The sequence below is a fragment of the Pseudomonas sp. LBUM920 genome, from assembly GCF_003852315.1.
In the GTDB taxonomy this organism is placed as follows: domain Bacteria; phylum Pseudomonadota; class Gammaproteobacteria; order Pseudomonadales; family Pseudomonadaceae; genus Aquipseudomonas.
The window spans coordinates 1,293,589-1,314,881 of sequence record NZ_CP027762.1; the positions used below are offsets into that span (position 1 = coordinate 1,293,589).

Sequence of the window (21,293 nt, forward strand, 5' to 3'; positions counted from 1 at the left end):
CCACCGCGGAGCAAGCCCGCTCGCCACAAGAAATAGAAAAAAAGGGAAACCCGTGATCACCGCTCAAGCCTTCTCGACTATCCGGGCCATCCAGCGCAGTGCCTGGAACGACTGTTTTCCCGGTGCCCTGGAGGATTGGGATTTTTACGTCGCCGTGGAAAACGCGGCCATTGATGACTTCAAATGGCGTTACCTGGCCGTTTACGAAGATGAAACGCTGGTGGCAGTGGCCGCTGCGTTCATCACCCATTATCGCCTCGACACCACGGTGTCGGGTGCCGGCAAGCGTTTTACCGAACGCCTGGAGCGACTGTGGCCGGGTGTTTTGCGGCTGCCGCTGTATGCCATTGGCTCGCCGATAGCCGAGCGTTGCGACGCTGGTATTGCAAGCGCCATACCCCAGGCGCGGCGCCCAGTGTTGCTCAAGCAGTTGCTGCAAGCCGCGCGACAGGATGCCAATGCCTTCGGGATTGGCCTGGTGGCGGTCAAAGATGTACCGACCGACGACCCGCACTGGGCAACCAGTTGCCGCAGCGCAGGTTTCCAGAGCATGCCGAGCTTGCCCAGCGGTCTGCTGACGGTGCCCTACGGTTCGGTAGACGCCTACCTTGGCTCGTTGTGCAAATCGACGCGCAAGGACCTGCGCCGTAAACTGCGTGCGCCGGGCCCGCGCGTGGAGTGGCGGCGCAATATTGATGATGTATTGCCGCAGGTCATGCGCTTGTACGAGGCCACGCTCGCGCGCTCGCAGCTGCAGTTCGAACGTTTGCCGGCGCGTTACTTCACCGGCATCCTCGAACGGCTTGAAGGGCGTGCGGTCTGTGTTCTTTATTGGGTGGACGAGCACCTGGTGGCGTTCAATCTGATCCTGCTGGACCAGCACCGCCTGATCGACAAGTTCTTTGGGCACGACATGGCATTCAGCCGCGAATACAACCTGTACTTTCGCAGTTGGCTGACCAACGTCGACTACTGTATTCAGCACAAAATCCCTGTGTACGAGTGCGGTCAGGAAGGGTATGCCAGTAAGCTGCGCCTGGGGTGCGAGTTCCAAGGCAACAGCATGTTCTTCCGTCACCGTAACCGGCTGGTCAACAGCCTGCTCAAGCTCGTGAAAATGTACCTGAGACCGGACCGTTCCGACCCTGCCATGGCTGCTGCGATAAGCGAAACCTGATGATCACCAAAACCCGCCAGAAAGCCCGCCCCTTTGCCATTTCGCGCTGGAGCGTCCAGCGCAAGCTGGTGCTGGCGTTCTGGCTGGTCAGCGTTATTCCCACCATGATCGCCGCCGAGCTGGCGGCGACCACGCTGTCGCAGATTTTCGACAGTAACGTGCGTATCTGGCTGCAAGAGTCGACCAAGATCGTCAAGGACGAAATCGGCGACATCCTTCATGACAACGCGCGCATGGCCAAGCTGTTCCTGCGCTACACCAGCCCGCCTTCGACCAAGCAGGCCGCCAAGCACGACCGGCTGACCGCCGACATTGCCGACGCCACGGACATCGACGTGGTCGCGCTGATTCGCGTGAGTGATCACAAGGTCGTGTTCAGCACGGCCTCCGACGATGTGGTCAAGCAGATCGACCTGACCAGCAACGCGGTGCTGCAAACCGTGCAGGTGGCGGGCGTGAGTACGGGCCTCGTGGTCTCGACCTTCGAAACCACCCAGGAAGGCGTCGACTACCTGCTGTTGGTGGCGACGTACCTGGACAGCAGTTTCCTCACCAGCGTGGCCGATGTGCATTCACTCGACCTGCGCCTGTACCTGGCCAACCCGTCGGGCTTTAACGAAATCTTCTCGACCCAGCGTTTCGAAAATCACCCCTCGCGCATTCCCAAGGACGTCGAAACGGCCATGCGCGCCACCAAGCAGCCGAGCGAGCAGTTCACCAACAACTACAGCGGTCTGTATTGGCCAATCTTCAATGATGCCGGCGACCTGCAAGGGGTGATCTTCAGCGGTCTGCTACGCCATACCAGCCTGGTCGGGCTGGTGAATCAGAGCAACCTGTTCGTGCTGATTTTCCTGCTCAGCTCGGCGTTGTCCCTGGGCGCCGGGGTGCTGGTGTCGCGGCGCCTGACCAAACCGCTGCGCGATTTGTCCCAAGGCGTGGACGCGGTGATCTCGGGTCATTACGAACACCGCGTATTGGTCACTGGCGGCGATGAGCTGGCGCAGTTGAGCAGCACCTTCAACCACATGACCGAGCGCCTGGGCGAACTGCATCACCTTGAAGCTCAGTTGCGCCGTCGCGATCGGCTGCACGCCCTGGGCGAAGTCGCCATGGGCCTGGCTCACGAGATCCGCAACCCGCTGGGCATCATCAAAACCGCGACCCAATTGTTGCACCGTCGCGCCGACCTGGCGGAAACCGACAAGCGCCACCTGGAATACGTGATCAGCGAGGTCAGCCGCATCAACGACCTGATCACCGAATTCCTTGATTTCGCCAAACCCAACCCGCCGCTGCGTGTGCAGCAGCCGGCGCGTGCGCTGGTGGAAGAGATCCTCGGTTTCTGCAGCCCGGAACTGTCCACGCATAACATTGACGCGCAGATTGACGACCAGGCACCCGGTGCGACGATCTATGCCGATGCCAAACAACTCAAGCAGGCGTGCCTCAACCTGATTCTCAACGCCATCGACGCGATGCCCGAAGGCGGGCGTCTGACCCTGGGCATTCGCAGTGTCGACGGCAACACGGTGATCAGCATCGCCGACACCGGCCAGGGCATCCCGGCGGATATGATCGAGCGGATCTTCACACCGTTCGTCACCACCAAGGCCTCGGGCACGGGCCTGGGCCTGGCAAAAGTCTATTCGATCATGGAAAGTCACGACGGCAGCATTGAATGTGCCAGTGAGAAAGATGCCGGCGCCACCTTCAGCCTGTACATTCCGGCCCAGGGTGATGACGACGGCGACGATGAGGATGGTCATGACGCATAACGTATTGGTAGTGGACGACGAGCCCAAGCTCTGCGACTTGCTGTCGTCGGCCCTGAGCCAGAACGGCATTCAGGTATTTACCGCAAGCAACGGCCTGCACGCGCTCAAGGTGCTGGAACAGGAAGACATCGACCTGGTGATCAGTGACTGGCGCATGCCCGGCATGGACGGCCCGGCGCTGCTGGCCGAGATCAAGGTGCGTTTTCCGGACTTGCCGGTGATCGTGATGACCGCCTACAGCACGGTGAAAAACGCCGTGCAGTCGATGCGCAACGGCGCCTATGACTACATTGCCAAGCCGTTCGACATCGACGAACTGGACATCACCGTAGCCAAGGCCTTGCAGTTTCGCGACATCATGCGCGACAACGCGCGGCTGCGCGCCGAACTCGATCACCATGCGCAGTTTGACAGCCTGGTGGGTGACAGCCCGGCGTTTCGCCAGGTGCTGCATGCAATCGATTCGGTGCGTGACAGCAACGCCACTATCCTGCTGACTGGCGAAAGCGGCACCGGCAAGGAAATGGTCGCGCGCGCGATCCACAAGCATGGCAGCCGTGCCGACAAGCCATTTGTAGCGGTCAACTGCGCGGCGATTCCGGAAGGCTTGCTGGAAAGCGAAATGTTTGGCCATCGCAAGGGCGCCTTTACCGGCGCCGTGGCGGATCGGGTCGGGCGCTTCATGCAGGCTGACAAGGGCACGCTGTTTCTGGATGAGGTGGGCGACATGCCTCTGGCGTTGCAGGCCAAGATTCTGCGCGCGTTGCAGGAGCGGGTGATCGAGCCGGTGGGCGACCCGCGCGAGCGCAAGGTGGATGTGCGGGTGATCGCCGCCACCAACAAAAACCTGCTGGACGCGGTGGCCAATAAAGAGTTTCGCGAAGACCTGTATTACCGCCTGAATGTGTTCCCGATCCCGCTGCCGGCCCTGCGCGAACGCGCCGAGGACATCGTGCCCCTGGCCCGGCACTTCGCCCAGACTCTGAGCGCCACCGCCGGCAAACGCATCACCGGGTTCAGCCCGGAGGCCTTGCAGGCCATGGCCGCGTACAGCTGGCCGGGGAATATCCGCGAGCTGCAAAACTGTGTGGAGCGCGCAACCATCGTCGCCGCCAAACCGGTGATCGAAGACATCGACCTGCCGGCCTACCTGTTTGCTTCAAAACCGGCAGAGGACGGCGTCACGGCGTTGCTTGGGGACAACCCTGGCGTGCCTGCGGACCTGGACGCGGCGCTGGCGGACGTCGAGAAAACCTACATCCTGGCGGCGTTGCACGAGAGCAACGGCGTGCAGGCTGCCGCGGCGGCGAAAATCGGGATTTCAGAAAGGAGCTTCTGGTATCGGTTGAAAAAGCTGGGGATTCAGGTCGACAAGATCGTCCGCTGAGATTCGGGTGATTCGCACCTCTGAATGTGGGAGCGGGCTTGCTCGCGAAAGCGGTGATTCAGTCAGCGGATATATCGACTGACGCGCCGCCTTCGCGAGCAAACCCGCTCCCACATTTTTAATTGAGGTGTGTCAGGTCACCCTTGCCCATTTTTGACCGCGGTTGTCAGCTATGCAGGCGCACCCACACGCTCACCAACACCGTCGCTGCCATTAACCATGCCACCGCCGCCACGGCGAGTGACGCCTCCAGGCGCAGGCGGTCGACCATCACATACAGCGTCGCCAAATACACAAAATACGGAATGATCGACCACATCCCAAACACGATGGTGGTCTTCAGGTCCTCCACCGAGCGGCCCTTGCCGACGATGTAGTGCGCAATCAACGCAAAGGTCGGGAACAGCGGCACCAGCCCCGCGATGTAATAGTTTTTGGTCTTGGCCAACGCCGCCAGGACCAACACCACCGCCGCGCCAATGGCGGCCTTCAAGAATAGATCCATCAGTGGCTCAACCCGTATTTCTTGACCTTGTCGAACAGGGTGGTCTTGGCCATTCCCAGTTCCAAGCTGGCCTGGGTCAGGTTGCCGCCGCTGCGCTGCAGGGCATCGTTGAGCAGGTTGCGCTCGAAGGCTTCCACCGCTTCGGTGAAGGCCAGGCCGTGGTTACTGTTGCCGTTGCCGCTTTTCTTGAAGGCGGGCAAGCCCAGGGCAAAGCGCTCGGCGACGTTGCGCAGTTCGCGCACGTTGCCTGGCCAGTCGTGGCTCATCAGTGTCGATACGGTCTGGTTGTCCAGCTCAGGCGCGGTGCGATCAAAGCGCAGGGAGGATTGCTGCAGGAAATGCTCGAACAACTGCAGGATGTCTTCGCGACGTTCGCGCAACGGCGGCAGTTCCAGGGTTACCACGTTGAGGCGGTAGTAAAGGTCGCTGCGAAATTGGCTGGCGCGGCTCAGCTCATCGAGGTCGGATTTGGTGGCGGCGATCACCCGGCAATCCACGGCCACGCTCTGGTTCGAGCCCAGCCGTTCAAGGGTGCGTTCCTGTAACACCCGCAGCAGTTTTATCTGCAGGTTGATCGGCATGCTTTCCACTTCGTCGAGAAACAGCGTGCCTTCGTGGGCGTGCTCGATCTTGCCGATGCGACGCTTGCCGGCGCCGGTAAAGGCGTTGGCTTCGTGGCCGAAAATCTCGCTTTCGAACAGGTTTTCCGGCAAGCCGCCGCAGTTCAGGGCAACGAACTGATGGGAATGGCGCCGGCTGAAATCATGCAGGCAGCGCGCGACCAGTTCCTTGCCGGTGCCGGTCTCGCCTTCGATCAACACGTTGGCCGACGTGTCGGCGACGTTGGCGATCAGTTCGCGCAGGTTCTGCATCGCCGGCGAGCGGCCGATGATGCGGCCCTCCAGCGAATCACGTTCGGCCAGCTGGCGGCGCAGCGACCACACTTCTCGCGCCAGCCCGCGTTGCTCCAGGGCGCGTCGCGCGACGTCGACCAGGCGTTCGGGGGAGAAGGGCTTTTCCATGAAGTCGTAGGCGCCATTGCGCATGGCCCCGACGGCCATCGAAATATCGCCGTGCCCGGTGATCAGCACCACCGGCAGGCTTTTATCCAGCGCTTTGAGGCGTGTCAGCAGCTCCAGACCGTCGATGCCCGGCAGGCGAATGTCGCTGATGACGATGCCGGCAAAGTTCTCGCCAATGCGCTTGAGGGCTTCTTCGGCACTGCCCACGCCCACGCTGGGAATGTCTTCCAGCGCCAGGGCCTGTTGGCAGCCGAGCAGCACATGGGGATCGTCCTCGACGATCAGAACGGTGAGTTCGTCTTTTGCGGCTGTGGTGTCTGTATTCATGTCGACTCAGCTTTTTGAGTGCCCACCAGCGGCAGGCACAAGACAAAGGCAGTACCACCGCTGGCCGGGTGTTCCACGGCAAGGTTGCCGCCGGTGGCCGCCGCGAGGCTGGCGGAAAGGGTCAGGCCCAGGCCCAGGCCTTGTTCGCCGGGTTTGGTGGTGAAGAACGGTTCGAATAAATGCTTGCGCGTTTCGGGGTCGATACCATGCCCGTTGTCGCGCACGTGCAGGCGGTACTTGCCCTCAAACACGTGGCCATCCAACCACAGTTCGGGCGCAGGTTGCGCCTGCATCGCGTCCAGGGCATTGCCGATCAGGTTGACCAGGATCTGCTCCAGGCGCGTCTGGTCGATTTGCAATTGAGCGTTGGCGAAGTCGCGGTGCACGGTCAACGGCAGGCCGTCGAGACGAGCGCCGAGCACCTGGAACGCGGCGTCCACGGCTTTACCGAGGTTGGCTTCGCCCTGGTCATCGCCGCGCCGGGCAAAGGAGCGCAGGCTAGCGGTGATGCGGCCCATGCGGTCGATCAGTTCGTTGATGGTCTTGAGGTTGGCGCTGGCAGTGTCGAGGGCGCCACGTTCGAGGAAACGTACCGTGTTGCCCGACAGCGTGCGCAGTGCCGCCAGCGGCTGGTTCAACTCGTGGGCGATGCTGGTGGACATCTGGCCGATGGCAGCGAGTTTTCCCGCTTGCACCAGTTCGTCCTGGGCGCGGCGCAAGGTTTCTTCGGCCTGGCGCCGTTCGCGAATCTGGCCCTTGAGCCGTTCGTTGCTGGCACGCAGGTCGGCGGTGCGTTCGGCAATCCGACGCTCCAGCTGGCTGTTGGCTTCCTGCAAGGCTTCCCGCGCGGCGAGGCGGGTGGCGATCACCTTGCGGCGCTCGTTCCAGGCGATCAGCAAAAACGCCACCAGGCCGAATGCAACAGCGACCAGAATGCCCTGGTTGATCGCCGCGCGGCGCAGGTCATTGAGTGGCGTCAGCAGGGTGAAATTCCACGGTGTGTCGTTGAGCGGGCGGGTTTGGGCGAGGTAGCTGACCTCGTGCTCGTCGTTGACCACTTCGCTGTTGGCCGGGAAGGTCAGCTTTTCGGTGCCCTCATTGAGTCGCTCACGGGCCAGCGGCTCCAGCTCGTTAAGCGTCGCCCAGTAATATTGCAGGCTGTGGGCCAGGCGTTCTTTGGTGTCGTCGCTCAGCGGGCGCACCGCCTTGAGCCGGCGTGCGGGGTCACTGGAGAGGATGATGATGCCGTTCTCGTCGCTCACGAACGCTTCGAGGCGCGCACGCTGCCAGCGCTCTTCGAGGGCTTCGAGGCGCACTTTGACCACGGCGACGCCGATGATCTTGCCGTGTTCTTCCAGGCCGTGGGCCAGGTAGTAGCCGGGCTCGCCGTTGGTGCTGCCGATGCCATAGAAGCGGCCCGGCTGGCCGCGCACGGCATTCTGGAAATAGGCGCGAAAGGACAGGTCTTCACCCTGGTAGCTGTCGGCATCGCGCCAGTTACTGGTGGCCAGCACACGGCCGGTGGTGTCCATCACGTAGATGGCCCGACTGCGACTGCGTCGGTTCAGGCCTTCGAGGTAATCATTGACTGTCTGCCGGGTTTCCTGGTTCGGGTCGGCCAGCAGCGTGGACACGCTGGATTCGAGCTCCAGCAGACTGGGCAGGTAGGTGTATTTGCTCAGTTCACTTTCGACGGTGCGCGCGTGCAGCTCCAACTGGCGTTCGCCGTTGTCGCTGAGGGTGCGAATGCCATAGTACTCACTGACCCAGAAGCCGATATAACCCAAGCCGATCATCAGGGCGATGATCAACGGCGGCAGGAACAGTTGGCGAATCAGACGAGGTTTCACGGCAAGTGATGGCGGTGCGGCGCGAAATTGGTTGGGGTCGCATTTCATCACAGTTGCCTTGGGTCAACCAGAGCTTGTCGGCCTGCTCAGTCCAGTGTGGGAGCGGGCTTGCTCGCGAATGCGGTGGGTCAATGAAAAATGTACCGACTGACACTCTGCCTTCGCGAGCAAGCCCGCTCCCACACAAGCCCACAGTCACATGGGCTCGGTTTTTTGCAGTGGAAGCTCTGTAGGGCTTAGTGCTGCAGGATTTTCTCAAGGAAGTGCTGCGCGCGTTCGGAGCGGGCGCTGATGTCGCCGAAGAACTCCTCCTTCGGGCAGTCTTCGATGATCTTGCCGGCGTCCATGAAGATCACACGGTCGGCCACTTTGCGCGCAAACCCCATTTCGTGGGTTACGCACATCATGGTCATGCCTTCGTGGGCCAGTTGCACCATCACGTCGAGCACTTCGTTGACCATCTCAGGGTCGAGCGCCGAGGTCGGTTCGTCGAACAACATGACGATCGGGTCCATGGCCAGGGCGCGGGCAATCGCCACCCGTTGTTGCTGGCCGCCGGAAAGCTGGCCCGGGTGCTTGTGCGCGTGTGCCGAAAGGCCGACGCGCTCAAGCAGTTGCAGGCCCTTTTTGGTGGCTTCTTCCTTGCTGCGGCCAAGCACCTTGATCTGCGCGATGGTCAGGTTTTCGGTGATGGTCAGGTGCGGGAACAGTTCGAAGTGCTGGAACACCATGCCCACGCGCGAGCGCAGTTGCGGCAGGTTGGTCTTCGGGTCGGCGATAGACGTGCCGTCCACCACCACGTCGCCTTTCTGGAACGGTTCCAGTGCGTTGACGCACTTGATCAGGGTGGATTTACCCGAGCCGGACGGCCCGCACACCACGATCACTTCGCCTTTTTTAACCTCGGTGCTGCAATCGGTCAGCACCTGGAAGTCGCCATACCACTTGTTGATGTTCTTGATAGAGATCATACGGCAAACCTTTTTTGCAGACGCTTGACCAGCAGCGAGGCGGAAAAGCTGATGATGAAGTAGACGACACCGGCGAAGATCAGGAACTCATTGGAGCGGCCAATGATGTCGCCGTTGGAGCGGGCGGAGTTGAGGAAGTCCACCAGGCCCACGGTGTAAACCAGCGAGGTGTCCTGGAACAGGATGATCGACTGTTGCAGCAGCAACGGGGTCATCTTCCGGAACGCCTGGGGCAGGATGATCAGACGCATGGTCTGGCCATAGGTCATGCCCATCGCCTGTGCGGCGGCCATCTGGCCCTTGGGGATCGACTGTACGCCGGCCCGCACGATTTCACAGAAGTACGCGGCTTCGAACATCATGAAGGCCACGACGCAGGAGGTGAACGCACCAATCGGGGTGTCTTCGCCGGTGATCCAGCGCAACACGAACGGCACCGCCAGGTAGAACCAGGTGATCACCAACAGCAGCGGGATCGAGCGGAAGTAGTTCACGTAGGCGCCGGCCAGACGCGACAGCAGTTTGCTGGACGACAGGCGCATCAGCGCCAGCATCGTACCCAGCGCGATACCGCCGATCACACCCATGACCATCAACTGCAAGGTCATGACCATGCCGTTCCACAGGCCAGGAATGGCGGGGATGATGCCGCTGAAATCGAAGTCCATTATTTACCCCCCACGGAGATCAGGCCGGGCACCGCGACTTTCTTCTCGACCACGCGCATCAGCAGCATCAGGCTCATGTTCAGGGTGAAGTAGATCAGCGTGGCCAGGGTGAAGGCTTCAAACAGGTTGGCCGAGAACTCGGCAGTCTGTTTGGTTTGCGCCAGCAGTTCCATCAAGCCGATCAAGGACGCCACGGAGGAGTTCTTGAACACGTTGAGGAATTCCGAGGTAAGCGGCGGAATGATGATGCGGTAAGCCTGAGGCAGCAGCACGTTCCAGTAGATCTGCGGCAGCTTGAAGCCCATGGCGCGTGCGGCAGATTCCTGGCCGCGTGGCAGCGCCTGGATGCCGGTACGCACTTGTTCACACACACGGGCGGCGGTGAACAGGCCCAGGCACACGACGACGCTCAAGTAGGCCGAGGTGGTCGGGTTGAGGTCTTGTTTGTACCAGTCCTGCAGGTTTTGCGGCAGCAGATCGGGTATCAGGAAGTACCAGATAAACAGCTGAACCAGCAGCGGCACGTTACGAAACAGTTCCACGTAGCAGGTCGCGATGCCCGATACGATGCGGTTTGGCACGGTGCGCATGACGCCCAGAATGGACCCCAGCAACAAGGCGATAATCCATGCCACGACAGCGATGGCGATGGTCCAGCCCAAGCCGGCGATGTACCAGTCGAGATAAGTCTCGCTGCCCACGCCAGTGGACTTGAAGAACACGCCCCAGTCCCAGTTGTAATTCATTAGGGTCTCCCCTCGAGATCGATCGATGTACAAGCACCCGCTTGGGGAAGATCCTTTCCCGCCCGACGTTGAACGCCAGGCACACGCGATCGGCTCGAAAACCGCCAGGTCGAGTGTTCCAAATTAAAGCCAGCAGGTAGTAACAGACGCCTGAGGGAGGGTTGGCTCCCTCAGGAGATAAGCTTAGTCAGGTATCAGATTTTTACGTCAGGGGCTGGTTTGTCGCTTGGGTTAGCGATCAGCTCCTTAACCTTGTCGCTCATCGGGAAGTTCAGGTTCAGGCCTTTTGGAGGAATCGGGCTCTCGAACCACTTGCTGTAGATCTTGTTGATTTCGCCGGATTTGTACAGACCGACGATGGCGTCATCGACAGCTTTTTTGAAGGCTGGATCGTCTTTACGCACCATGCACGCATAGGCTTCGAAAGACTGTGGCGTACCGGTGATGACCCAGTCGTCCGGCTTCTTGGCCTTGGCTTCTTCGCCTGCGAGCAGGGCGTCGTCCATCATGAAGGCGACGGCGCGGCCGCTTTCCAGCATCTGGAAGGATTCGCCGTGGTCTTTGGCGGAGATGACGTTCATGCTCATTTGCTTATCGGCGTTCATCGCTTTGATGATGCGCTCGGACGTGGTGCCAGCGGTGGTCACGACGTTTTTGCCTTTCAGGTCGGCAAAGTCAGCGTAGGACGGCTTGCCATCCTTGTCTTTCTTGACCAGCAGGCGGGTGCCGATTTCGAACATGTTGACGGTGAAATCAACTTGTTGAGCGCGTTCGGCGTTGTTGGTGGTGGAGCCGCATTCGATATCCGCGGTGCCGTTCTGGATCAGCGGGATACGGGTTTGCGAGGTGACCAGGTTGTACTTGACCTTCAAATCGGGTTTGTTCAGGTCTTTTTTCAGGGCTTCAACGATGGCCAGTTGAATGTCGTGGGAGTAGCCCACGGGTTTGCCCGAGCCGTCCGCGATGTAGGAAAACGGAATGGAGCTGTCGCGGTGAGCGAGAGTGATGGTGCCGGAGTCGTTGATTTTCTTCAGTGTGCCGGTGAGTTCGGCGGCGAAAACTGGAGTGCTGATCAGAGCAGCAGCGATAGCTGCGCCCAGGATATGGGGAACGATGCGCATCAATACTTCCTCGACATTTGTTTTTTTTATGAAGCCGGCTAGACGGCTCTCTTTTGTACAGCGAATGCCCGTGACGGCTCCTGAAGCGTCGCAGGCAATCGTCAGGGAGTGTAGAGCATGAGTCGTGCCATACCAGGGATAAAAGGTTATCTGGTTGATTTATATGGGTATTAAGTTTGTATGACGGGAGGGGTTTGGCGGTTTGGTCCGGCAAACCGAATGGTTTGGGGTGTGGTGTTCGGAAAACCGAATGGCTGCGGTGGGGGGTGTATATCCGTTGCTGCGGTCACGGCGGCTTAGGGTTCCGCTCTTACAGCGGGTCACTTTTGGCAAACGCCCCAAAAGTAACCAAAAGGTCTTTGCCCCACCACTCGGCACCTCGCCCAGGCTCGGTGTGCCCTCACTCCGGCTTGAATCCGTGGGCCGCCGCGACGGGCCATCCATGGCCCAACGCGGCTAACCCGGCGTCCTGCCGGGTTACCCACGAATTCAAGCCTGCGTTCGGCCAGCGTGGTTGACGGGGCCTGTTAGATCAAGAGCAAGATCAAAAGCAGAGCACGGCGGCCTAGTAGCCGACCTGAGTGGTTGAAGCAAAAGCGGATCAAAAGCACAGCAACACATCTCTGTCTGATGCACAGAGATCCAAAGGTGGGAGCGGGCTTGCTCGCGAATGCGGTGTTTCAGCTACACATGAGTTGACTGACCCACCGCCTTCGCGAGCAAGCCCGCTCCCACAGTTTGACCGAGTACAGACCGCCACCACCGCACTGCTTGGCTTTTCTGTGGGAACTGGCTTGCCTGCGATGCAGGCAACTCGGTGTATCAGTAACACCCAGTCGATGCCATCGCAGGCAAGCCAGCTCCCACATTTGATTGAGTACAGCTTCGAGAATCAGGTCGGCTGTCAGGCCGCCTCGGCTTTGCTTTTGCTTCTACCACTCAGGTCGGCTACTAGGCCGCCGTGCTGTAGATCTTGATCTTGATCTTGATCTTAGGCGCCCCGTTAAACCACGCTGGCCGAACGCAGGTAGTACGGAGCGGGTAAACCGGCAGGACGCCGGTTTAGCCGCGACGGGGCAGGGACGCCCCGTCGCGGCGGCCCGCTCCGTAGTACCGGAGTGAGGGCACACCGAGCCCAGGCGAGGTGCCGAGTGGTGGGGCAAGAGCCCTTTGGTTACTTTGGGGCTTTTCCAAAGTGACCCGCCGTAAGGGCGGAACCCATACCCGCCATCACCCAACCAACGGATATGCCCCCCAAAACACCCCCCACAATCAGAACGTATAGTCAGCCGAAACAACCGCCGCACGCCCATCACCCGGCACCGCCCAACCGTTGTTACGGATGCGCGTCAGGTATTCCTTGTCGAACAGATTGTTAACGTTCAACTGCAGGTTCAACTGTTTGTTGACCTTGTAGCCGAGCATCGCGCGCTGCACGGCGTAGCCCGGCGCAGTCGGTGCCCCGGCGGCGCTGACCAGGTACTGCTTGGATTGCGCCGTGATGCCGTAGCCCACCTGAAAGTCGTAGGGCAGGTCGTACACCGTCCAAAGGCTGGCCGCATGTTTCGGCGTAAACGGCAGCGGCTCGCCTTTCTGCGCGTCGAAGCCGGTGGTGGCCAGGGTGAAGTCGCTGGCGCTGCGCAACACGCGGGTATCCAGGTAGGTGTAGTTGGCAAAGACCTTCCACTTATCCGTGATCGCACCGCTCAGGCCGAGTGCCACGCCGTCTGCGCGTGCTTTGCCGTCGAGCGATTGCGTGCCGCTCAGGTTGGTCGGGTCGGGATCGGCGACTTTGTAGTTGGTGCGGTCATTGCGAAAGATCGCGCCGGTGACCGACAAGGCATTGTCGAGGAAGTCCCATTTGGTGCCGATCTCATAGCTGACGGCGGTTTCCGGGGCAACGTTGCAGTTGTTGGTGGGCGCGCTGGACGTTTTCGCCGGGGTGAAGCAGCCACCATTGACGCTGGCTTGCGACGGCGTCTTGCTGTTGCCGTAGGCGATATAGAAACTGCCGTTTTCCACCGGTTTGTACACCAGCGCCAGGCGATAGGACGTCAGGTCATCCGCTTGGCCGTAGCGAACGCCGGGCGTTTCCACGCCGGTGCTGGAGTAGGCATTGGTGACCGAACTGCCGGCATTGTGCTCGTAACGCAAACCGCCGTTGATTTCCCATTGCGGATTAAGTTTGAGCGTGTCGAAGGCGTAGGCGGCGCGGTTGTTCAGCGCACCGTCAACGTGGGCTGCGCGGGTGAAGTTGACGGGGCCGGTCCAGTCCGAGTTGGGGTCGCTGAAGCTGACCGGCGGTGGAACGATCGTGCTGCCGTTGCTGTTGGTCAGCCATTTTCCGGTATCCGCCTCGTATTCCTCGCGGCTGATGGCGATGCCGGTCACCAGTGTGTGGTCGATAAAGCCCGTGCTGAAGTGACTGGTTACGTCAGTCTGGTTGGTGAACATTTTGTTCTGGGTGTTGCGCTCGTTGCCCAGCGAACCGCCGCTTGGCTGGAAATAGCCAGGCTTGAGGCCGGTGGCGCAGGGCGCGCCCGTTATCTGGGTGCCGCTGGCCAGGCAGCCGGCCTGGGCACCTTCGGGGCCGGAGGCGCGCAGGTCCTGGCGCACGCGCTCGACGCGGGTGAAGTTGCGCACTGACACGGCGTCGTTGAAGTCGTGTTCGAGTTTCAGGCTGAACGCGTCCGAGGTGATTTGCTGGTCATTGATGTTGTGGTAACCGTAATAGTCGCTCCAACCCACACCCGGCATTGGCTTGCCGTTGTAGATGGGGATGCCGTACTGCGGCGTGTTGTCATCTTTCTGGTGTTCATAACTGACGGTAACGCGGGTCGGCGTGCCCAGGCCAAAGGCGATAGAGGGTGCAATGCCCCAGCGCGAGTAATCTTCATAATCGCGGCCCGGCACATCGTTACCATGCGCCATCAGGTTGAGCCGGAACGCTGTGGTGTCGTTGAGTTGCTGATTGGTATCCAGCGTGGTGCGCTTGTAGTTATCGGTGCCGATGCCGGCGCTGATCGTGGTTTTGTCGCGTAATTCCGGCTGCTTGGACACCAGGTTGATGGTGCCGCCGACCGCGCCGGAACCTGAGTACACCGAACTTGCGCCGCTGACGACTTCGACCTGTTCCAGGTTGAACGGGTCGGTGCGGCTGTACTGCGCGCTGTCGCGCACGCCGTCGACGTAGATGTCGCCGCTGGCCGAGAAACCGCGCAGGTTGATGCTGTCGCCGTAACCGCTGCCGCCTTCGCCGGCGCCGAAGGTAATGCCTGGCACGGTGCTGAGCACGTCGCGCAGGGTCAGCAGGTTTTGATCGTGAATGACTTCCTTGGGCACCACGGTAATCGTCTGCGGTGTATCACGCAGCGCCTCGGTGTACTTGGGGGAGGAAGGCGCTACGGGGTTGTAAACGCTCTGGCTTGGGGCCTGACCTTCGATACTGGTCGCGCCGAGCTGAATTACCCCTGTGCCGTCATCTGCAGTCTCCGCTGCATAGCTGAATCCTCCTTGCGCAGCCACTGCCAAACCCACCGCCGATGCGAGCAAATGCCGCGATGAATGAGGGGCAGAACTGATCCCGGTAGCCATTGAATAGTCTCGTGTTGTTGGAATTGAGAGGTGATCGTAATTGATAAACGATCTCAAATGTAATAGTTTGTAACAGGATGATTCATGAAATTTTTGTCAGCTTGAGAGAGTGCAGACGAGCATGCAGAGCGCGCGGCCAGGCAATGAATCGGGTGAAATCGGTGATAACCCGCGCGCGTATGCGCGATGGGTGATGCACGCTGCGCAATTGGGTGATGCCGATGCGCAGGCGACCTTGGGTCAGTTGTTGCTGGAGGGTCGGGGCATACAAAAGGACGAAGCGTTGGCGCTGAGCTGGTTTCGCATCAGCGCACGTCAGGACCACCCGATGGCCATCAACATGATCGGGCGCTGCCTTGAAAACGGCTGGGGCTGCGAAATCGACCTGCCGGACGCCGCCGAGCATTACCGCAAAGCGGGCGACCTTGGGCTGGATTGGGGGCTGTATAACTACGGCCAGTTGCTGACGCGCGGTCGCGGTGTCGAGCGCGACCTTGTCGCCGCGTATGAGTTGTTCGAGCAGGCGGCGGCCAAAGGGCATGCCAAATCGATGAACCTGCTGGGGCGGTTCCACCATGAAGGCGTCGTGGTGTCCAAGGATGTGCAACTGGCGCGGCAGTGGTATCAGCGCTCAGCCGAGGCGGGCGATTTTCGCGGGCAATACAACCACGCTGCCGAGCTGGCCGAAACCGGCGATGAGTCGCAGGCCTGCCTGTGGCTGGAGCGCGCACTGGCGACGGCAACACCCGGGTTTTTGCAGGCGGCTTATCCGGTGTTGCTGGGCTCCGCCCTCAGCGGCATTCGTGACATGGGCCTGCGGTATCAGCGCCAGGCGCTGCAGGCATAAAAAAAGCCCCTGGCCTTTCGGCACAGGGGCTTTTCACGACGGCTTGATCAGGCCGCTTCGATCTTCGCGCGGTTCTGCTCGACCTTGGACAGGTAACGCTGCACGTTGGCCTGTTCCTCTGGGGTGGTGAACAGCCCAAGTTTGGTACGGCGCCACAACACGTCCTGCGGTTGCGTTGCCCATTCTTCGGCGCACAGGTAATCGACTTCGCGGGTGTACAGGCCGCCACCCAGGTGATCGCCCAGGTCAGCCAGCGACTGCACACCTTCGAGCAAGCGCCAGGTGCGGCTGCCGTAGGTGGTGGACCAACGACGCGCGATCTCGGCCGGAACCCAGTTGAACTTGGCGCGAATTGCCTCGGCCAGCGCTTCTGGCGTGGTCATGTTCTCGCCGCCCGGCAGGCTGGCCGTGGCCGTCCAGCTTGGACGCATCTGGGTGAAGAACGGCGCCAGCTGCGCCATCGCCGACTCGGCGAGTTTGCGGTAGGTGGTCAGCTTGCCGCCGAACACCGACAGGATTGGCGCCTCGCCAGTGCCGCCAGACAGCGACAAGGTGTAATCGCGGGTAATGGCCGACGGGTTATCCGACTCGTCGTTGCACAACGGGCGCACGCCGGAGTAAGTGTGGACGATGTCGTCGCGGCTCAACTGCTTCTTGAAGTGGGCATTCACCACTTTAAGCATGTAGTCGGTTTCACCTTCGGTAATCGCTACTTTCGCCGGGTCGCCTGTGTATTCGCGGTCGGTGGTGCCGATGATGGTCAGGTGGTTCAGGTACGGAATGGTGAAGACAATGCGCTGGTCTTCGTTCTGCAGGATGTGTGCGTGGGCACCCTCATACAGTTTCGGCACGATCAGGTGGCTGCCCTGGATCAAGCGGATGCCGTAAGGCGAATCCAGCTTCAGGTCTTCCTTGATGAACTTGGCGACCCATGGGCCGGCGGCGTTCACGAGGGCGCGGGCGCGGATCGAGAACAGGCTGCCATCGGCGCGCTCCATGTTCATTTCCCACATGCCGTTGTTGCGGTGCGCGCTGATGCAACGGGTCTGGGTGTGGATATGCGCGCCTTTTTCGCGAGCGGCCATGGCGTTCAACACCACCAGGCGGGCGTCATCGACCCAGCAGTCGGAGTATTCGAAGCCTTTGGTGATTTCGCTTTTCAGCGGGCTGTCAGGGCCGAACTTGAGGCTCTTGGAACCGGCGAGTTTTTCACGCTTGCCCAAGTGGTCATACAGGAACAGGCCAGCACGAATCATCCACGCCGGGCGCAGGTGCGGGCGGTGTGGCAACACAAAACGCATTTGCTTGACGATATGCGGGGCCTTGGCCAGCAGCACTTCACGTTCGGCCAGGGCTTCGCGCACCAGGCGGAATTCGTAATGTTCGAGGTAACGCAGGCCACCGTGGATCAGCTTGCTGCTGGCCGAGGACGTGTGGCTGGCCAAGTCGTCCTTTTCGCAAAGGAATACCGACAAACCGCGACCGGCTGCGTCTGCTGCGATGCCGACGCCATTGATCCCGCCACCAATTACGGCAACGTCATAGACTTCGGCAAGCGGTGGAGCAGGCAAGGTGGAAGGGTTCATCGGCTAGCCTCGCGATCTTTTCGTCTTGGAATTCGAACATTAATGTTCATTTGCGAAAATGGTAGCTGATAAACGCGCGCACAGCCAGCCAACTTCGATTGAAAAAACTCATCGAAGGGGGGCAAAGGGAAAATTTGTGAACATGAGGGTGGCAGATAGATCGCCATCGGGGGCAAGCCCCCTCCCACAGATTGATCGCATTCCAGTGTGGGAGAGGCTTGCCCTCGATAGCGCCAGTAACGGCGCTAAACGACTTCCAGCCGAACCTTGTGCTGGTTCAACAACTGCACCAGCGCCGGCACCGGCTGCTGATCGGTCACCAAGCAGTCCACCAGGCTGATCGGCCCCAAACGAATCATGGCATTGCGCCCGAATTTGCTTGAGTCGGCCGCCAGGATCACCTGGCGCGCATTGGCAATGATCGCCTGGGAAACCCGCACTTCCTGGTAATCGAAGTCGAGCAGGCTGCCGTCTTCGTCAATACCGCTGATGCCCACCAGGGCGAAGTCGACCTTGAACTGGTTGATGAAATCGACGCTCGCCTGACCGACCACACCACCGTCACGGCGCACATTGCCGCCGGTCAACAGTACGTCGAAGTCGTCCTTGGCACTGAGCATGGTGGCGACGTTGAGGTTGTTGGTGATAATTTTCAGGTGATTGTGATTGAGCAGCGCGCGCGCGATCGACTCGGTGGTGGTGCCGATATTGATGAACAGCGAGGCATGATCAGGAATTTGTGCGGCAATGGCTTCACCGATGCGTTGTTTCTCATCGCGCATCTGGTCGGCACGCATGGCGTACGCGGTGTTCTCGACACTGGAGTCATAGGCCGCGCCGCCGTGGTAGCGGCGCAGCAGATTGGCGTCCGCCAGCTGATTGATATCGCGGCGGATGGTTTGCGGGGTGACAACGAATAGCTGCGCCATCTCCTCGATACTGACATAGCCGCGTTCGCGGACCAGTTCGAGGATTTGTTGCTGGCGGGGAGGCAGATTCATGGGGCGTCCTTTGGGCTGCCATACAAAAGTGGCCCATGATGACGCAGCACGCCGCTCCCCGCCAGTTACAACCCTATGTGGGTCCGGCGCTTGGCTTATTCAGCGCCTTCGTGCGGTTCCCAATCGCGGGTACGGCTTACCGCTTTCTGCCAGCCGGCGTAGAGTTTTTCTTTGGCGGCTTCGTCCAGCGTGGGTTCGAATTCACGCTCGATCACGGCCTTGCCGCGCAGCTCGTCAAGGCTGCCCCAGAAACCACAGGCCAGGCCGGCCAGGTAAGCGGCGCCCAGCGCGGTGGTCTCGCGCATTTGCGGGCGCTCGACCCGAGTGCCGAGGATGTCGGCCTGGAACTGCATCAAGAAGTTGTTGGCGACTGCGCCACCGTCCACACGCAGGGCTTTGAGGCGTTCGCCGGAGTCCTGTTGCATGGCGTCCAATACGTCGCGGGTCTGGTAGGCAATCGACTCCAGGGCTGCACGAATGATGTGATCAACCCGTACGCCACGGGTCAGGCCGAACAGCGCGCCACGCGCATACGGGTCCCAGTAAGGCGCGCCCAGGCCGGTGAAGGCCGGGACCAGGTATACGCCGTTGCTGTCTTTGACCTTGCCGGCGAAGTATTCGGTGTCGGTTGCATCGGCAATGATCTTCAGCTCGTCACGCAGCCACTGTACGGTGGAACCACCGTTGAATACCGCGCCTTCCAGGGCGTAGGCCACTTCGCCGCGGGGACCGCAAGCGATGGTGGTGAGCATGCCGTGCTGGGATTTGACGGCCTTGTCGCCGGTGTTCATCAGCAGGAAGCAGCCGGTGCCGTAAGTGTTCTTGGCCTGACCCGCTTCTACGCACATCTGGCCGAACAGGGCCGCTTGCTGGTCACCGGCGATGCCGCCGATGGCGATACCGCTTTTGGTACGGCCGTAGATTTCCGAAGACGATTTGACTTGCGGCAGCATTTCGCGCGGCACGTCGAGAATCTCCAGCATCTTCGCATCCCACTCCAGGGTGTGGATGTTGAAGAGCATGGTGCGCGAGGCGTTGGTGTAATCGGTAACGTGGGTTTTGCCGCCGGTAAATTTCCAGATCAGCCAGCTGTCGATGGTGCCGAACAGCAGCTCGCCGTTGCGCGCACGCTCACGGCTGCCTTCGACGTTGTCGAGGATCCACTTGAGCTTGGTACCGGAGAAGTACGGGTCGGTGACCAGGCCGGTGGTGTCATTGATGTACTGCTCGTGACCATCACGCTTGAGCTGCTGGCAGATCTCGGTGCTGCGCCGGCATTGCCACACGATCGCGTTGTAGATCGGACGGCCAGTGATCTTGTCCCAGACCACGGTGGTTTCACGCTGGTTGGTGATACCGATGGCAGCGACCTGGTCATGGTGCAGGCCGGCTTGTGCCAGGGCCTCGACCATCACCGCGCTTTGGGTGGCGAAGATTTCCATCGGGTCATGCTCGACCCAGCCGGCTTGCGGGTAATGCTGAGTGAATTCGCGCTGGGCGGTGCAGACCACGTTGGCGTCACGGTCAAAGATGATCGCCCGCGAACTGGTGGTGCCCTGATCAAGGGCAATGATGTAGTTCTTATTCTGAATATCGGTCATGTCGATTGCCTTGGACGGAAAATAAGAGAGTAAGGAATCAGCCTGGGCCGCAAAGGGGCAGAGGGACCAGGCTGGCGCTATCAGGAAATACGCGTCTTGCCGTTGACAGCCGTGTCAGGTGTTTCATCTATAGCAGGTGTGGCGCTCGGCAGATGACGGGCAATCAGCCCGCGATAGGCCGCAGCACCGAGGCAGGCGCCGACAATCGGCGCGAAAATCGGAATCAGGAAGTAAGGAATATCGCGGCCACCGGTAAAGGCCATTTCACCCCAGCCGGCGAAAAAGGTCATCAGCTTGGGCCCGAAATCCCGCGCCGGGTTCATCGCAAAGCCGGTCAGTGGGCCCATGGCACTGCCAATCACCGCGATCAACAGGCCGATCAGCAGCGGGGCCAACGGGCCGCGTGGCAGGCCGTTGTTGTCGTCGGTAAGGGCCATGATCACGCCCATCAGGATGGCGGTGATGACCATTTCCACCAGAAACGCCTGGGCTGTGCTCAGCAGGGCATGCGGGTAGGTGGAGAACACCGACGCCAGCTCCAGGCTGGCCTGGGAGCCGCGAACCATGTGGTGGGTTTGTTCGTAATCGAAAAAGAGATTGCTGTAGAGCGTGTACACCAGCGCGGCGGAGCAAAAGGCGCCGGCGACCTGGGCGAGGATATAGAAGGGCAGTTTGCGTTTTTCGAAATCGGCAAAAATGCACAGGGCGATGCTCACCGCCGGATTGAGGTGAGCCCCGGAAATACCGGCGCTCAGGTAGATCGCCATGCTGACGCCGATCCCCCAGATGATACTGATTTCCCACAACCCAAAGCTGGCACCCGCGACCTTGAGCGCAGCGACACATCCTGTACCGAAGAAGATCAGAAGCGCAGTCCCCAGGAATTCGGCCATGCATTGGCTCGAAAGTGAAGGCTGTTGAAGAGCAGTTGTCATGGAAAACCTCAATTGTTGTTCTTGTTTGGCGCGCGGCCTCAACGGGCTGTTGCGCGATTTTCACCGTGGCGAGGATCCCCATCCAGGACATGGCTTATTGCTGGAGTACCGCAGGTGCTATTCCTACAGTATTCGGAAACGAAAAAATATAGACAAGAATGACGGCTGTCAAAGGTC

The 21,293-nt window shown here is 60.3% G+C and carries 16 protein-coding genes; 4 read left to right on the forward strand and 12 right to left on the reverse strand.

Features of this window, described 5'->3' with window-relative positions; all coding sequences use genetic code 11:
- The first annotated feature begins 52 nt into the window (after nt 1-52).
- Genes C4J83_RS05775 through C4J83_RS05785 form a run of 3 tightly spaced genes read left to right on the forward strand, consistent with a single transcriptional unit; the run spans nt 53 to nt 4,342 of the window.
- Nucleotides 53-1,177: a GNAT family N-acetyltransferase gene (locus C4J83_RS05775; RefSeq protein WP_119738596.1), complete on the forward strand. Its 1,125-nt coding sequence runs from the start codon at nt 53-55 to the stop codon at nt 1,175-1,177.
- Nucleotides 1,177-2,955, forward strand: a complete 1,779-nt coding sequence (locus tag C4J83_RS05780; protein WP_106579415.1) for a sensor histidine kinase — start codon at nt 1,177-1,179, stop codon at nt 2,953-2,955. The genes C4J83_RS05775 and C4J83_RS05780 overlap by 1 nt, the downstream gene beginning before the upstream one ends.
- On the forward strand, nt 2,945-4,342 hold the full coding sequence (locus C4J83_RS05785) for a sigma-54-dependent transcriptional regulator (RefSeq protein ID WP_106579414.1): 1,398 nt from the start codon (nt 2,945-2,947) through the stop codon (nt 4,340-4,342). Before C4J83_RS05780 ends, C4J83_RS05785 begins: the two co-directional genes overlap by 11 nt.
- A 166-nt stretch (nt 4,343-4,508) precedes the next feature.
- On the opposite strand, the gene C4J83_RS05795 is transcribed toward C4J83_RS05785, so the two are convergent.
- From C4J83_RS05795 to C4J83_RS05835, 8 genes are all read right to left on the reverse strand, one after another.
- Nucleotides 4,509-4,847, reverse strand: coding sequence for a GlpM family protein (locus C4J83_RS05795; RefSeq protein ID WP_106579413.1), 339 nt, complete (start codon nt 4,845-4,847; stop codon nt 4,509-4,511).
- Nucleotides 4,847-6,127, reverse strand: a complete 1,281-nt coding sequence (gene aauR, locus C4J83_RS05800; RefSeq protein WP_237266767.1) for a two-component response regulator AauR — start codon at nt 6,125-6,127, stop codon at nt 4,847-4,849. The genes C4J83_RS05795 and aauR overlap by 1 nt, the downstream gene beginning before the upstream one ends.
- Before the next feature lie 65 nt (nt 6,128-6,192).
- Nucleotides 6,193-8,094 carry a two-component sensor histidine kinase AauS gene (gene aauS / locus C4J83_RS05805; protein WP_124416537.1) on the reverse strand — a complete coding sequence of 634 codons (1,902 nt, stop codon included), beginning with the start codon at nt 8,092-8,094 and terminating at the stop codon, nt 6,193-6,195.
- A gap of 188 nt (nt 8,095-8,282) precedes the next feature.
- A complete protein-coding gene (locus C4J83_RS05810) occupies nt 8,283-9,017 on the reverse strand; it encodes an amino acid ABC transporter ATP-binding protein (protein ID WP_012722475.1) in 735 nt (244 codons plus the stop codon).
- Nucleotides 9,014-9,685 carry an amino acid ABC transporter permease gene (locus C4J83_RS05815; protein WP_106579410.1) on the reverse strand — a complete coding sequence of 224 codons (672 nt, stop codon included), beginning with the start codon at nt 9,683-9,685 and terminating at the stop codon, nt 9,014-9,016. Before C4J83_RS05815 ends, C4J83_RS05810 begins: the two co-directional genes overlap by 4 nt.
- Complete coding sequence (locus tag C4J83_RS05820; protein WP_003208731.1) at nt 9,685-10,431, reverse strand: amino acid ABC transporter permease; 747 nt, start codon at nt 10,429-10,431, stop codon at nt 9,685-9,687. Before C4J83_RS05820 ends, C4J83_RS05815 begins: the two co-directional genes overlap by 1 nt.
- A gap of 194 nt (nt 10,432-10,625) precedes the next feature.
- Nucleotides 10,626-11,552: a glutamate/aspartate ABC transporter substrate-binding protein gene (locus C4J83_RS05825; protein ID WP_106579409.1), complete on the reverse strand. Its 927-nt coding sequence runs from the start codon at nt 11,550-11,552 to the stop codon at nt 10,626-10,628.
- Nucleotides 11,553-12,824: 1,272 nt separating this feature from the next.
- On the reverse strand, nt 12,825-15,146 hold the full coding sequence (locus tag C4J83_RS05835; protein ID WP_119738603.1) for a TonB-dependent receptor: 2,322 nt from the start codon (nt 15,144-15,146) through the stop codon (nt 12,825-12,827).
- Between the two features lie 121 nt (nt 15,147-15,267).
- Here C4J83_RS05835 and C4J83_RS05840 point away from each other — a divergent pair, with 121 nt between their 5' ends.
- Nucleotides 15,268-15,993, forward strand: coding sequence for a tetratricopeptide repeat protein (locus C4J83_RS05840; RefSeq protein WP_124416539.1), 726 nt, complete (start codon nt 15,268-15,270; stop codon nt 15,991-15,993).
- Nucleotides 15,994-16,040: 47 nt separating this feature from the next.
- On the opposite strand, the gene glpD is transcribed toward C4J83_RS05840, so the two are convergent.
- From glpD to C4J83_RS05860, 4 genes are all read right to left on the reverse strand, one after another.
- The gene (gene glpD / locus C4J83_RS05845) at nt 16,041-17,579 is read right to left on the reverse strand and encodes a glycerol-3-phosphate dehydrogenase (protein WP_106577275.1); all 1,539 of its coding nucleotides are present in this window, start codon (nt 17,577-17,579) and stop codon (nt 16,041-16,043) included.
- A gap of 245 nt (nt 17,580-17,824) precedes the next feature.
- Nucleotides 17,825-18,580, reverse strand: a complete 756-nt coding sequence (locus C4J83_RS05850) for a DeoR/GlpR family transcriptional regulator (protein WP_010212755.1) — start codon at nt 18,578-18,580, stop codon at nt 17,825-17,827.
- 95 nt (nt 18,581-18,675) lie between these two features.
- Nucleotides 18,676-20,181 (reverse strand): glycerol kinase GlpK, encoded by a 1,506-nt coding sequence (gene glpK, locus C4J83_RS05855; RefSeq protein WP_106577274.1) that lies wholly within the window; start codon nt 20,179-20,181, stop codon nt 18,676-18,678.
- An 80-nt stretch (nt 20,182-20,261) separates the two neighbouring features.
- Nucleotides 20,262-21,116 (reverse strand): MIP/aquaporin family protein, encoded by an 855-nt coding sequence (locus C4J83_RS05860; protein WP_119738609.1) that lies wholly within the window; start codon nt 21,114-21,116, stop codon nt 20,262-20,264.
- Nucleotides 21,117-21,293 lie beyond the last annotated feature (177 nt).

Bases quoted from the DNA above. Each gene is read 5' to 3' on its own strand.
- C4J83_RS05850 (WP_010212755.1), bottom strand. From the start codon at position 18,580: ATGAATCTGCCTCCCCGCCAGCAACAAATCCTCGAACTGGTCCGCGAA.
- C4J83_RS05815 (WP_106579410.1), bottom strand. From the start codon at position 9,685: ATGGACTTCGATTTCAGCGGCATCATCCCCGCCATTCCTGGCCTGTGG.
- C4J83_RS05820 (WP_003208731.1), bottom strand. From the start codon at position 10,431: ATGAATTACAACTGGGACTGGGGCGTGTTCTTCAAGTCCACTGGCGTG.
- glpK (WP_106577274.1), bottom strand. From the start codon at position 20,181: ATGACCGATATTCAGAATAAGAACTACATCATTGCCCTTGATCAGGGC.
- aauS (WP_124416537.1), bottom strand. From the start codon at position 8,094: ATGAAATGCGACCCCAACCAATTTCGCGCCGCACCGCCATCACTTGCC.
- glpD (WP_106577275.1), bottom strand. From the start codon at position 17,579: ATGAACCCTTCCACCTTGCCTGCTCCACCGCTTGCCGAAGTCTATGAC.
- C4J83_RS05810 (WP_012722475.1), bottom strand. From the start codon at position 9,017: ATGATCTCTATCAAGAACATCAACAAGTGGTATGGCGACTTCCAGGTG.
- C4J83_RS05840 (WP_124416539.1), top strand. From the start codon at position 15,268: ATGCAGAGCGCGCGGCCAGGCAATGAATCGGGTGAAATCGGTGATAAC.
- C4J83_RS05795 (WP_106579413.1), bottom strand. From the start codon at position 4,847: ATGGATCTATTCTTGAAGGCCGCCATTGGCGCGGCGGTGGTGTTGGTC.
- C4J83_RS05860 (WP_119738609.1), bottom strand. From the start codon at position 21,116: ATGACAACTGCTCTTCAACAGCCTTCACTTTCGAGCCAATGCATGGCC.
- C4J83_RS05780 (WP_106579415.1), top strand. From the start codon at position 1,177: ATGATCACCAAAACCCGCCAGAAAGCCCGCCCCTTTGCCATTTCGCGC.
- C4J83_RS05835 (WP_119738603.1), bottom strand. From the start codon at position 15,146: ATGGCTACCGGGATCAGTTCTGCCCCTCATTCATCGCGGCATTTGCTC.
- C4J83_RS05785 (WP_106579414.1), top strand. From the start codon at position 2,945: ATGACGCATAACGTATTGGTAGTGGACGACGAGCCCAAGCTCTGCGAC.
- C4J83_RS05825 (WP_106579409.1), bottom strand. From the start codon at position 11,552: ATGCGCATCGTTCCCCATATCCTGGGCGCAGCTATCGCTGCTGCTCTG.